General features: G+C 41.9%; 6 protein-coding genes. All 6 read right to left on the reverse strand.

What is annotated here, in order from left to right; translation table 11 throughout:
* Positions 1-466 precede the first annotated feature (466 nt).
* The 6 genes from FTV31_RS03660 to FTV31_RS03685 all read right to left on the reverse strand — a co-directional run bounded on the left by FTV31_RS03660 (position 467) and on the right by FTV31_RS03685 (position 13,840).
* Complete coding sequence (locus tag FTV31_RS03660; protein ID WP_180013078.1) at positions 467-1,534, reverse strand: YheC/YheD family protein; 1,068 nt, start codon at positions 1,532-1,534, stop codon at positions 467-469.
* A gap of 79 nt (positions 1,535-1,613) precedes the next feature.
* Positions 1,614-3,272, reverse strand: coding sequence for a poly alpha-glucosyltransferase (locus tag FTV31_RS03665; protein ID WP_180013081.1), 1,659 nt, complete (start codon positions 3,270-3,272; stop codon positions 1,614-1,616).
* Between the two features lie 166 nt (positions 3,273-3,438).
* Positions 3,439-9,750, reverse strand: a complete 6,312-nt coding sequence (locus tag FTV31_RS03670; RefSeq protein ID WP_180013082.1) for a BapA/Bap/LapF family large adhesin — start codon at positions 9,748-9,750, stop codon at positions 3,439-3,441.
* Positions 9,751-10,422: 672 nt separating this feature from the next.
* Positions 10,423-11,274, reverse strand: a complete 852-nt coding sequence (locus FTV31_RS03675) for an IclR family transcriptional regulator (protein ID WP_180013084.1) — start codon at positions 11,272-11,274, stop codon at positions 10,423-10,425.
* Between the two features lie 130 nt (positions 11,275-11,404).
* The gene (locus FTV31_RS03680; RefSeq protein ID WP_180013086.1) at positions 11,405-12,622 is read right to left on the reverse strand and encodes a CaiB/BaiF CoA-transferase family protein; all 1,218 of its coding nucleotides are present in this window, start codon (positions 12,620-12,622) and stop codon (positions 11,405-11,407) included.
* A 15-nt stretch (positions 12,623-12,637) separates the two neighbouring features.
* On the reverse strand, positions 12,638-13,840 hold the full coding sequence (locus FTV31_RS03685) for a 3-oxoadipyl-CoA thiolase (protein ID WP_180013088.1): 1,203 nt from the start codon (positions 13,838-13,840) through the stop codon (positions 12,638-12,640).
* Between the last annotated feature and the right edge of the window lie 11 nt (positions 13,841-13,851).

Genomic DNA, 13,851 nt, shown 5'->3' on the forward strand with positions numbered 1-13,851 from the left:
CAATTACGCAAAATAATTCGGTACTATTAAACATCGGGACTAGAGTTTTAAGTTTTGTGTGGTAACTCAACTGATGGCTCTAGTCCTCTTATTTTTCAAGTCAATTTTTTATCCGCGATTCGGGTTATACTAGATAAAATTAATGGACTGAGCCCTAGTATCAATTTCTTCATAAAACTCTTTGAAACCTCACAAATTAAATTTCTTAAGATTAATATTTGAAGCGCAATAATTTATTTTTGCAATAAGACTTGACGCAAAATATAAATCCAAATAACTAATAAACATAAATATTCTCAAACCACAAGATTACCAAGTTGAATCAAAAAACTTTTTTAATTTTTCCAAAAAATAAAAATCGGTTCTATTTTCTTATATTCAATACCTCTTATAGAAAAATTGAATATAAGTAGCTCTTCCCTTAAAAAAAAGTATTAAAAAAACAATGAAATTTATCAACACAAATTCACGCAAAGACTTTTTTTTCTCTCAAGTTTAGAGGAAGAAAAAAGTTTTTGAATGGTGGCTTAGCGGCATCTTTTAACCATTCATAATATTCGACTTGTGCTTTAGCAACCGGATACGCCATAAAACCAACCCCTGCTCCGGCATTGACTTCAAAAATTACAATATTACCTTTTTGATCAATTCCTAAATCAAGGCCTAAACCATCTAAACGCCAGCCATAACATTTTTGAAAGGCGAGAGGAAAAACTTTAAATAAATGTCGTATTCTCTGTTGAATTAGTTCATAAGCTTCAGGATAATTTTGTTGTAAAAATAATTTTTCTCTAGTTGTGATCAAGGCACCCTGCATACCATTCGTAATATCGACAGTTGGATTAATATTAACGTAGGGAAAAAACTTAATCATTTTCCATTGACCACTTGCACCACGCGTTAAATGCATACGAAAAACTGTAGTTTGCCCATTCACAGTTTCACTTTTAAAAAATGGACTAACTGAATAGCCCTTATTTTTTATGTGGTTTATAAAGAAATCTTCTAATTCTTCACAATTTAATTTTGTTGTATCAGCAAGTTGCTTAACCACATAACCGTTTTTTTGCTGTTCAAGGCTGTAAATACCTTTCCCTTGATTACTTGCCACTGGTTTTAAAATAACTTTTTTATATTTATTAATATATTTTTGAATAACATCTAAGTTTTTACATTCCTCCACCTTAATTAAATAATCTTTAAGTTCTGGAATAGAATGAAGTTTTTTATCTACTTCTTTCTTCGTTCCAACGCGATTTGAAGTAAAAGGAATCATTTCTGCTAGCTTAATATAAATATCCTTATCTTCTAAATTTACAGCTAATCTATTTTGGATTACGTGTGGAAAATCAAACTCTTGTTCTACTACCACCCCCATATTTAGTGTTTTTCCATTAATTTTTCTTGTTTGAAAATTAACATTTTGAGCAGTAAATAGGTAAGCCTGATGACCTCTATTTTGAGCAACTGTTATAAATATTTCTTCGACATCTGTCATTACATTATTTGGTTTTAAAATTGCAAAGATCGCCATACTTCTTACCTTTAAGATTGAATTTAAATATCAAGTTAGCTATTGATTTATTTCTAAATAAGATAAAAATCTCCACCTTTTAGTTTTTAAAATAATTTAAATAAGCCATATAACCAGACAAGTTATGTTCCTGATCATCAATTCGGGTTCGGAAACGATCATGCCGCACATAGAAGGCATTTAAAATATTTTTTGGCACAGCCATATACATTGCAACTTCCGGATAGAAAAATCCTGTACGCTGGTATTCTGCTCGCCATTCTATTAATTCTTTAAGTTCTTCAAACTTAGACTGATTAAATAAACTATCCTTACCCTGCTCTTTCAAACGGGTTACCATTTTATAAGCTGACATCATCATTTCTAAAAACGTTGCATAAGCAGTTTTACGCTCTTTAATAAATTTCATGTGTTTTAAATAATTATTTAATCCGAACTCGAAATATTTTTCTTGTGGATCAATTTTAGTTAGTTCATTAACACAGTAACTTAACCAGTGATCATGATATTTTTCATATTTTTTAGCAATAAAATGCTCAAACATCAGCTTAACAGTTTCAAGTAAAGTCGAATCCTGATTAATCTGATAAAGGCGCAATAAAGCGAGAGCCGCTTCACCATCATAATAAACAATACGGAATTTTTCTTTTAATTCGAGACTCGGATAATGCAAAACATGAGTAGTTTCCCCCTCATGATTAATCATGGTCTGGATACCACGCGCCACATTTTCAGCATATTTTAAATACTGGTCATCCCCTGTAATTTCCTGATATTTAGTCAACATTAAAATTAAAGCGGCATTGGCTCCTAATTTAATTTCACACTTATCTTCAGGTCCATCAATCATATAAGCTGTAGTTGCACTGACTTCACGATAAAAGGCTTCAAGTGCATATTGGATGCCTTTATGAATTTTTGGCCAATACTCCGGCTTTTCCTGTACTTCAAAGGTTTCTATTAGAGAGTATAGAGAGGTACAGTGACGTACTGTATTATAACTTTTAATTAATCGATTATAGGCTGGGAAATAACCATAGACAAATTGTCCATTTTCTTGAATTTCACGATGTAAAAATTCAGCATTTTTCTCAATGATCGATTCAATATGAGTTTTTTTATTTTCCTCTAAAATACGCACCCCATTAAATGGGTAGCCTGTATGCAGTGGAATAAATTGATCATTTTCATAGATAACACTGGTCGTATCAAATACCCAAACATGGTTTAGTTTTTCTAATTCAATTTTTTTATTTAATTTTGGGTATTTTACTTTAATCGTGTCATTAATATTTTTTTCATCCCAAAAGTTGGGCTGATTATATACAATTCCTCGAATTAAAGCGCGACCATAAATTTCCTGCTCCAAAAAGCAAACTTCAAAATTTGAATCGAAGCTTATGCCTTTACGATAATGGTTATTATGCTTTTGTTTATTGACTTCATTATTAATATCTAACCATGGTTTTTTTTCTATATTTCGAACGATATCAAATTTCAAAAACGCTGGTAAAACTCTATTTTTTTCAAATAATTGCTCAACAAATTTTAGAACTCGATTAATCGCAGTTTTAGCATCGGGAGCTGCCGTGTTCCAAACTTGACATCTTTTTTCTACCCCACCATAAGAAAAAAAAATGACATATTGCGCTTGTTTTTCACGATTTAAGCTGTCACTCAACCAATTCGTTAACTTATTTCTAAAACCTAAATATTGAGTTTGTGTGTTAATTTCCATAGCCTGTATATATCTATTTTATATAAATTTTTAGTCAAAATCAGAATACTTGAAAGAGATTAAGTGGCAATGTTATTTTATGTATAATTTGTTTTTTTTTGTATATTTAGGAATTATTCAAATAAAAAAAGAGGCTCCGAAGAGCCTCTTTTTTTTATCTATTTAGTTAAATGTTGTATTTAATCAAATCATCTAAGATAAGATCATTTGCAATGGTATTACTCAAGATAATCAAATCAGTTCGTTCGAATGTAGCATCCGAGTCCGAACCATCTCGATCAATAGTGACCACTGTATCATTACCACGTTGCTCAAGCGTTACATAATCACCTAATGTAGAATCATCCACATTTTGATCACTGAGCAATGCACTGATGTCAATCTGATCACCTTCAGCTTGACTGAAATCGGTCCAGATATCAGCAGTACCTTCATCTTGACCAGCATTTAGTACGTCATAGATAACTGTATCAGCCCCTCCGCCGAAAGCGAAAGTATCCACAGCATCAGAAGCCGTTACCTGTTCATCCAGATCTGAGCCAGTTAGGTTCATACCTACACTAATTTCAAACGTTGCCGTTTGTTCAGTGCCCACTTTGGAAATAGTGGTATAGGTAAATGTTTCTATACCTGCACTCTCACCAGAAGGTTGATAAGAATATGTACCATCCTTATTCAGTGTAAGCTCACCATGTTGGCCTTGTACTGTAAATGAATCTGCACCTTTGTTCGGATCATTTACATACAACTCTTGGCGACCAATCTTCAGAATATCAACTTCTCCACGAGACACATCTTTTTCTAATAAGTCTCCCTCAAGCGCTGCTACTGTTGCACCATTCGCTGAAACATCATTAACGATTGATCCAGTGATTTCAGCACTTGTAAAGTTCCGGATATTGGTGGCATTACCATTCAAGCTTAAGGTTGCCGTATATCCACCAGCCGTAAAGTCTATTCCATTAGGAAGAGTAATTGGAACCGATATAGAACCATTATAGGCCGCAGGACCAACACCAGAACCCCATGTTACAGCTATAGAACCATCATATACAGTTGCTCCATCTTTAGTAATTACAATAGAGGCTGTTGGCGTGCTGGTAAGTGCACTACGCGTAACACTAGCATTCACAGTTAACTGCTCAGCAAACTGGTTACCAGTCAATTCAAAATCAATTGCAACGGTATTTTTACTCAATGCACTTTCTTCTGCAGCGAAAGTACGGTCAGAAGCGCTGCTAAAATCAATAACAATCGCTTCAATATCATCCAGTGCTTCATGCGTTTGAATGGCGATATTCAGAATATCAATGAATGAAGTACCGTCTGCAGCTTGTTTTACAAGCTCAAAACGCTCAACTTCACCATATGGTGGTTGCCATCCTGTCGTATCCGCTGGTTTGGCCACGGTATATGTATAGGTGCCATCAAAGTTAATCAGCAAAGTACCGAACTGTCCAACAACTGTTGTTGCTGTACCTTCTTGTACAATTTGATCATTCACTTCCACCAATTGCACAGTATCATCAGTGGTGACATCTCCCGAAGTTGTACCAGTTAATTGGACAGGCGTATTGTAATCATAGGTCTTATCAACCGTAACTTCGACACTAGCACCACCTACAAGATCAACACCTCCTGTTGCAGCAATAATTGCTACATAAGTTCCCTCACCAAACGATAAGCTTAATGGGGCACTTGTTCCACTTGCCACGAGCGGAACGTACAGGAATTCTGGTTCTTGATGAACTTGGACAAAGAGTCCGGTTTTTTCATCTTGACGATAAATGGTAAAGCCATAAGTTACAGCAATCGATAGACCACCACCACTTCCTTGGAAAGTTAATTCACGAAGTGTACCCTCATCGACGGTAAAGTCCATGACGCCTTCTGTACCAATAACACTCGCAGAAAGCACATCACCCGCAACGCCCAGATTTAACACATTAATTGCTGTTGCATTATCAATAGTGACTGAATCACCCGTCAACACAGTTTCTAATGGTTGAACCGTCAGCGTAACGGTATCATCGATAATGACATCTTCATTGCTCGGAATACGAACTAATTCGATGTTGAGCTCAGCAGTTGCTGTTTTACCATCTAGGGCAGTAATGACATAAGTAAAGCTATCTGTTTCACCATATTCACGGAAATCCGAATTAGCAGAGTAGCTATACGTACCATCTGGCTGAATCGTTAAAGTACCATGCTGACCTTGTACTGTAGTCACACCTGTAGCATTCAAGGTCGTACCATTAACACTTGTAATCAAACTACCTTCTGGAACTTGATCAGTACCAGATTGATAATCTGTATCAGTGATCACATTACCTGCCGATGTACCTGTAATCGCAACCGGATTGTTGAAATCATTGACCACATCACCAGTGAAACGCATGGTATAACCAGTCGCAAGCGACAAGCCCTCACCATTGCCTAATACCAGCAACCACTCGCCTTCATCAAAGTTACGTGTAATAGCTTGAGCAGCTCCCCCAATAACTACGGTATACCAGTTTTCAATGCTCTCTTTGAGCTCCCACTCACCCGTAGTGGCATTACGCTTGTACATGAACAGGTCCATCGTACCGACAGTGATACCACCCGCATCCGCATAGAAGGTAAGGTCCCGTGTAGTTCCTTCCGCTACATCAATTTCTACGGATGAACTAAGGACACTCTCAAGAGCACTCACATTGAGGACTGGTCCAAGGCCCACTGCCCCTACTGTAAAGCCAGTACTATTCAAATTACTTGGTGTTGGATTTGCATTTTGAGTCGGAGTTACCTCTAATACCAACTGAACATTGTTATCGGCAGCGGCAACAACTTCTTCAATACCTGCACGAATCTCGTCAGTTGTATTATTGCCAGCAGCATCACTGACGACAACATTGATTAAAGCACCATCCGCAAATGGAGTCTCTGATATATAAGTATAAGCACCATTTTCATCTGCCTGACCACTCGCTAGCTCATTACCTTCAGCATCTGTAATCACTACATTTGCATTTGGCTCTGTAGTCACAGTAATTGCAGTATTGTCTTCTGACACTTCTATTGAGTCGATTGCCGGTGCAGTCACATCGACACTAATTTCAATAACAGGTGATCTTTCACTTTCTAATTTCCCTAGCTCCGTTTGAGTCGTCGAAATAGAATATTCACCTTCTTCTAGTGGTGTCGTTGGAGTAAATGACCAGCTACCATCTTCCGCAACTTCTGTGGTGCCAAGTACGTCATCACCATTATAAATTGTAATTAGTGAACCAGCGATCGCCCCCACACCTGCCAACGTCGGTGTAGTGTCGTTTGTACTTCCACCATTAGCCACAACACCTAGACCTGGTTCTTGGTCATCTGTAATTGTTGGTGCTTGAGTTAATGGCTCTGAGTCGGCATCAGCGTCGGCATCCGCATCGGCATCAGCATCGGCATCGGCATCAGCATCAGCATCGGCATCCGCATCGGCATCAGCATCGGCATCAGCATCCGCATCGGCATCAGCATCCGCATCGGCATCCGCATCGGCATCCGCATCCGCATCCGCATCAGCATCAGCATCCGCGTCGGCATCCGCATCGGCATCCGCATCAGCATCAGCATCAGCGTCGGCATCCGCATCGGCATCAGCGTCGGCATCCGCATCGGCATCGGCATCCGCATCGGCATCGGCATCCGCATCAGCATCAGCATCCGCATCGGCATCTGCATCGGCATCCGCATCGGCATCGGCATCAGCATCCGCATCCGCATCCGCATCAGCGTCGGCATCAGCGTCGGCATCAGCGTCGGCGTCGGCATCGGCATCAGCATCGGCATCGGCATCGGCATCAGCATCGGCATCCGCATCGGCATCCGCGTCGGCATCGGCATCAGCATCGGCATCCGCGTCGGCATCGGCATCCGCATCGGCATCAGCATCCGCGTCGGCATCGGCATCAGCATCGGCATCCGCGTCGGCATCGGCATCCGCATCGGCATCAGCATCCGCGTCGGCATCGGCATCGGCATCAGCATCCGCGTCGGCATCCGCATCGGCATCCGCATCGGCATCGGCATCAGCATCAGCATCGGCATCAGCATCCGCGTCGGCATCGGCATCGGCATCAGCATCCGCATCGGCATCCGCATCGGCATCGGCATCCGCGTCGGCATCGGCATCGGCATCAGCATCCGCGTCGGCATCCGCATCGGCATCCGCATCGGCATCGGCATCGGCATCAGCATCGGCATCAGCATCGGCATCAGCATCGGCATCCGCGTCGGCATCGGCATCCGCGTCGGCGTCGGCATCGGCATCCGCATCGGCATCCGCGTCGGCATCAGCATCCGCATCGGCATCCGCGTCGGCATCAGCATCCGCGTCGGCATCAGCATCGGCATCAGCATCGGCATCGGCATCGGCATCCGCGTCGGCATCGGCATCCGCGTCGGCGTCGGCATCCGCGTCGGCATCGGCATCAGCATCCGCGTCGGCATCTGCATCCGCGTCGGCATCAGCATCTGCATCGGCGTCGGCATCGGCATCCGCATCGGCATCGGCATCGGCATCGGCATCTGCATCTGCATCGGCATCGGCATCCGCATCCGCATCGGCATCTGCATCAGCATCAGCATCGGCATCCGCGTCGGCATCGGCATCAGCATCCGCGTCGGCATCAGCATCAGCATCGGCATCAGCATCTGCATCGGCGTCGGCATCGGCATCTGCATCTGCATCTGCATCTGCATCGGCATCGGCATCTGCATCTGCATCGGCATCGGCATCCGCGTCGGCATCGGCATCAGCATCCGCGTCGGCATCTGCATCCGCGTCGGCATCAGCATCTGCATCGGCGTCGGCATCGGCATCTGCATCTGCATCGGCATCGGCATCTGCATCTGCATCGGCATCGGCATCCGCATCCGCATCGGCATCTGCATCAGCATCGGCATCCGCGTCGGCATCGGCATCAGCATCCGCGTCGGCATCAGCATCAGCATCGGCATCAGCATCCGCGTCGGCATCTGCATCAGCATCTGCATCAGCGTCGGCATCCGCGTCGCCAAGATCCACAATCAAGTTAGTTGGATCAGACTCGTTGCCTGCTGCATCAGTCGCTGTAACATCAATTTCTTCACCATCTACTAATAGCTCTTCTAAAGTAACTTTAAAGTTGCCGTTTTCATCAGTTTGTGCAGTTCCGATGGTATTTCCATCTGCATCTTTAACTGTAATCGTTGAATTTGGCTCAGCTTTACCTGTCACTTCAAAACCATTTTGGCTAACAGCTAAATCAGTCGGCGCATCTGGTGCAGTCGTATCTGGTGCTGTCACTGCTGTTGGATCTGACTCATTGCCTGCTTTATCAGTTGCAGTTACATCAAGTTCTTCACCATTGGTCAGTGGCTCTTCAAGCTCTACGCTGAAATCACCATTTTCGTCTGCTGTACCTTCACCAATCACAGTGCCATTGGCGTCTTTAACTTCAACAGTTGCATTTGGCTCGGTATGGCCAGTTACTGCAGTACCTTCATCATTCACTGTCACTTCTGGGGCTTCTGGTGCCAGAGTGTCTTTGCCGCCAGCCACGGTAGTTGGCTTAGAAGTATTGCCTGCCTCGTCTGTTGCAGTCACAGTCGCAGTCTTGCCATCTGTCAAGGCTGGATTCAACGCAACAGTAAAATCACCTTTTTCGTCTGCCTGACCTCGGCCGATCACATTCCCGTTGGCATCTTTAACTTCAACAGTTGCATTTGGCTCGGTATGGCCAGTTACTGTAGTACCTTCATCATTCACTGTCGCTTCTGGGACTTCTGGTGCCAGGGTGTCTTTGCCGCCAGCCACGGTAGTTGGCTTAGAAGTATTGCCTGCCTCGTCTGTTGCAGTCACAGTCGCAGTCTTGCCATCTGTCAAGGCTGGATTCAACGCAACAGTAAAATCACCTTTTTCATCTGCCTGACCTCGGCCAATCACAGTGCCATTGGCGTCTTTAACTTCAACAGTTGCATTTGGCTCGGTACGGCCAGTTACTGCAGTACCTTCGTCATTCACTGTCGCTTCTGGGGCTTCTGGTGCCAGGGTGTCTTTGCCACTCACAAAATTGGCTTTAGATTTAACTGAAATTGCAGCAGCAAGCCCTCCTGCGATTGGCCAAATACTGACAAATGCACTTTCTAAGTGGCCATATAATAATGGTTCAATTTTATCGATAGGATTATAGTCGAGAGTTTCGAAATCAAATAAAAACATTTCCGACTGTTCATTTCTAAAAACTAATGAACTCTTTTCAGGATTAAATTGATTAACCACTATTATTTCACCACTTTTCAAAGTGATTACTGCCTGGTTATTTATATATTCTATTTTTTCTATATCTTCGACTTTTACATCTATTAGAACTACAGAATCTTTGTTGAGTTCTATTTTTTCCAAATACTCTTTTATTAACTGATTATTACCGCCCGCTTTTGAAATAACTTGAACCTGCATAGGAAACTCCTAATAAAACCCACTTAAACAGTTGGTATTAATTAAAGATTTATTAAAAACATTTTTCAAGCAATTACTCTACTTTTTTACAATATAATTTTACAGATAATAATAATCATTTCTGGTTTAATCACTACTTTTTTTAACAATAGCTAATCATTCATAGATAGTTTTATCTAAAATAAAATTAAGTGATTGTTTTATCTATTTTAATAAAATTTATAGAGTTAAAATATTTAGTTTTTTTAAAAAATTACATTAGAGTAAATTATATTTAATCTTATAAAATTTATGTTTTTTTACTTTTCTAGATTTGAAAAGTATTTATTTCTAAAAATTTATTTTTATGACTTTTAATGTAAACTTCACATTGAAAAATAGTTAATTTATTAAAATAAATATATTAAGCACCACTCTGAATGATATCTTTACTTAAAACAAATCTTACCTAAATTATTTAATATTTTTAAATTAACATTTAATATTTTCTTAACTATTTTTTATTGGTATACTTTATTTCTATATTTATAAAATCCGATCACTAAAGATTAATATTAAGTATTTATTCAACTCGAAAATAAAATCACTATATTCTATAAAAAATTAAGAGCAGGTATTTAATTCAAAAACCTGCTCTTAAATAAAAAATCAGTAATATCCAATTATAAGATTCTAACCCAATTCATTTCTAATATTGTTCACCATATGTAATAAACGTGGTGCAATATCATTTTTGATTTTCTCTTCATTGAGGAGGAAACTTGGACCGCCGCAGTTAAACACCAGTAGACCATGCTGTTCATGGACAAACGGAACTGCAACCGAATTCACATCCTTATGCCATTCACCGATTGAAAAGCAGAAACCATGCTCTTGATAGTCTCGAAATGACTTCTCCAGATCTTTTTGGATCTGTGGCCATTCTTCAGCATGTTTACGGCGAATCGCATCAAGCAGAAAATCACGCTCATCTTCTGGCATTGCAGCCAAACAGGCACGCCCCATTGAACTTAAATGAATCGGCAAATGAGTTCCTACCTGACGACGCATGGTGACATTGCCTTTGCCCTGTACCACATCCAGATAAATCATATTCAGACGATCACGGGTCGCCATCGCCACAGCAGCTTCAGCATAGTCCGCCAGATTTTTCATTAATGGATGAGCAACCGATCGCAAGGATAAATTCGACAGCATCGAATAACCAAAAGACAGTACGCCGACTGAGAGCTGAAACTTGCTCGAATTCGGAACCTGCTTTAAATATCCTAAACGAGACAAGGTATGGGTTAAACGGGTAATCGTCGGTTTAGGTAGACCTGTCATCTGTGACAGTTCCTGATTGCCCAGATGCTGATGCTTTGGACTAAAGCAGCGCAGCAACTCCAGACCACGTGCTAAAGCTGTAATAAATTGACGGTCATTTTCATCCTGCATGTCTTGGATCGGATGCAATAACTCATGGCGCAAAGGCGCAATTAATTTTTCTTCCGACTGATCGGTTTCAGGTACATCATCAGACATGTCTTCACCGTCCTTCAAATTCATAATAAGTGTTTCGCATTGCGAAATTATAAATAATTATCTTGTATATAGCAAAGAAGCAACTTTGATTAAGTTGCTTCTTTATTGGACTTATGGGTTTTCTTGTTTATTAACCAACAATACCTTGAGCTTTTAGGGCCTCCAGTTTTTCCTCATCCACGACACGTGAAAGAATTTCATTCGTATGCTCACCTAACATTGGTGGTGCTTTACGATATTCCACTGGTGTACGCGATAATTTAATTGGTGAGCCAATCACCGTTAATTTTTCTTTTAACGGATGGGGGATCTCAACCAGCATATTACGCGCTTGCACTTGTGGTTCCTGGAAAGCTTGTTCAAGGTTATTAATCAGGCCTACCGGAACTTTCACTGCATGAATTGCTTCTACCCAATGCTTCGCAGTATTGGTCAAGAAATGTTTGGCTAGCAGCTCTGTGATTTCTGCACGATGCTGAATACGCAGTGCATTGGTCACAAAACGTGGATCTTGCGGTAAATCAGGCAAACCAATTGCAGCGCTCAAGGCAACAAATTGCTTGTCATTACCACAGGCAATAATGAAGTCTTGGTCGGCAGCGCGGAACACTTGATAAGGCACAATATTGGCATGCGCATTACCATAACGACCTGGAATTTTACCTGAAGCCAGGTAGTTCATCCCTTGGTTTGCCAGCAAAGCAACCTGCACATCCAACAGTGCCATATCAATATGCTGACCCAGGCCAGTCACATGACGATTCAGCAAAGCAGCCTGAATGGCAATGGTCGAGTACAAACCCGTCGTCAAATCCGCAAAAGCCACGCCAACTTTTTGTGGTCCACCACCTGGTAAGTCATCTTTCTCACCAGTGACAGACATTAAACCGCCCATCCCCTGGATGATAAAGTCATAACCTGGTTCAGGTGCACGAGGGCCAGTTTGACCAAAGCCAGTAATTGAGCAATACACCAGTTTCGGATTAATCGCGCTGAGGCTTTCATAATCCAGACCGTATTTTTTCAATGAACCCGCTTTGTAATTTTCAATCACCACATCTGAATCAGCAGCCAGTGCTTTGACCAGTTCCTGACCTTCAGGCGTTGAAATATCAATCGCAACTGACATTTTATTACGGTTGGCTGACTGGTAGTACGCCGCTTCACGTGTATTTTCACCATGGTCATTTTTCATCCAAGGTGGTCCCCACATACGGGTATCATCACCCGTTTTAGGACGTTCAACTTTAATCACTTCAGCGCCTAAATCCGCGAGGATTTGACCACACCAAGGACCTGCAAGTACGCGACTTAAATCCAGTACGCGAATACCCTCTAATGCACCCATGTGTTTTTCCTTTGTTTATACGCGTTCGATGACCAGTGCCAGACCTTGGCCCACACCGATACACAGACTAATCACAGCATATTTTTTGCCGCTGCGCTGCAATTCACGGGCGGTGCTGAGCACTAAACGAGCACCTGAAGCACCGAGTGGATGCCCAACTGCAATCGCACCACCATTCGGGTTCACACGAGCATCATCAAATGCCACACCCAGACCTTTTAAGCATGCTAAAACTTGTGATGCGAATGCTTCATTGATTTCAATGATATCCATGTCATCCAACGTCAAGTTGGCACGTTTTAATGCTAGTTTGATCGCATCAACCGGACCGGCGCCCATAATACGTGGTTCAATACCCGCAGCCGCTGAAGCGATGATTTTCGCCATTGGCTGGATACCCAATTTTTCCTGAGCAGCTTCAGATCCAATAATCAAAGCGGCAGCACCATCATTGACACCAGAAGCATTACCCGCAGTCACCACACCGCCTTCAAACAGTGGACGTAGTTTCTGTAGCGCTTCCAAGTTAGAAGATGGACGTGGATGTTCGTCTTGATCGACCAATTTTGCTGGTAATTTACGGCCTTGAGGCACTTCAACACCCACGATCTCGTCAGCAAAGAAACCTGCCTGTTTAGCTGCTTCATATTTGGCTTGTGATGCTGCAGCAAACTGGTCTGCATCTTCACGGGTTACACCGTATTCTACTGCTACATTATCGCCAGTTTGCGGCATGGTGTCATTGCCGAACTGTTTTTCAATGGCAGGGTTCGGAAAACGTGCGCCGATGGTTGAATCGAATACTTTAAAATCACGGCTAAATGGTGTTTCAGATTTGGCAAAGACAAACGGTGCACGAGACATCGACTCGACACCACCTGCAAGGAAGATATCCCCTTCATTACAAGTAATTGCACGAGCAGCATCAATCACCGCTGCTAAACCTGAAGCACATAGACGGTTCACAGTTTGTGCTGGCGTTTTCACATCTAGACCCGCCAATAACGTTGCATGACGTGCAATATTACGGCTGTCTTCACCGGCCTGATTGGTATTACCCAGAATCACATCATCAAAAATATCAGCAGGTAAATTATGCTTCTCTACCAATGCTTTAATCACATGTGCAGCAAGATCATCTGGACGAACCTTTGCCAGGCTACCCGCATGACGGCCAAATGGCGTACGTAATCCATCATAAATATATGCATTTAACATGAGTTTGATTC

The sequence above is a fragment of the Acinetobacter sp. YH16031 genome, from assembly GCF_013417335.1.
In the GTDB taxonomy this organism is placed as follows: domain Bacteria; phylum Pseudomonadota; class Gammaproteobacteria; order Pseudomonadales; family Moraxellaceae; genus Acinetobacter.

Bases quoted from the DNA above. Each gene is read 5' to 3' on its own strand.
- FTV31_RS03660 (WP_180013078.1), bottom strand. From the start codon at position 1,534: ATGGCGATCTTTGCAATTTTAAAACCAAATAATGTAATGACAGATGTC.
- FTV31_RS03665 (WP_180013081.1), bottom strand. From the start codon at position 3,272: ATGGAAATTAACACACAAACTCAATATTTAGGTTTTAGAAATAAGTTA.
- FTV31_RS03670 (WP_180013082.1), bottom strand. From the start codon at position 9,750: ATGCAGGTTCAAGTTATTTCAAAAGCGGGCGGTAATAATCAGTTAATA.
- FTV31_RS03675 (WP_180013084.1), bottom strand. From the start codon at position 11,274: ATGTCTGATGATGTACCTGAAACCGATCAGTCGGAAGAAAAATTAATT.
- FTV31_RS03680 (WP_180013086.1), bottom strand. From the start codon at position 12,622: ATGGGTGCATTAGAGGGTATTCGCGTACTGGATTTAAGTCGCGTACTT.
- FTV31_RS03685 (WP_180013088.1), bottom strand. From the start codon at position 13,840: ATGTTAAATGCATATATTTATGATGGATTACGTACGCCATTTGGCCGT.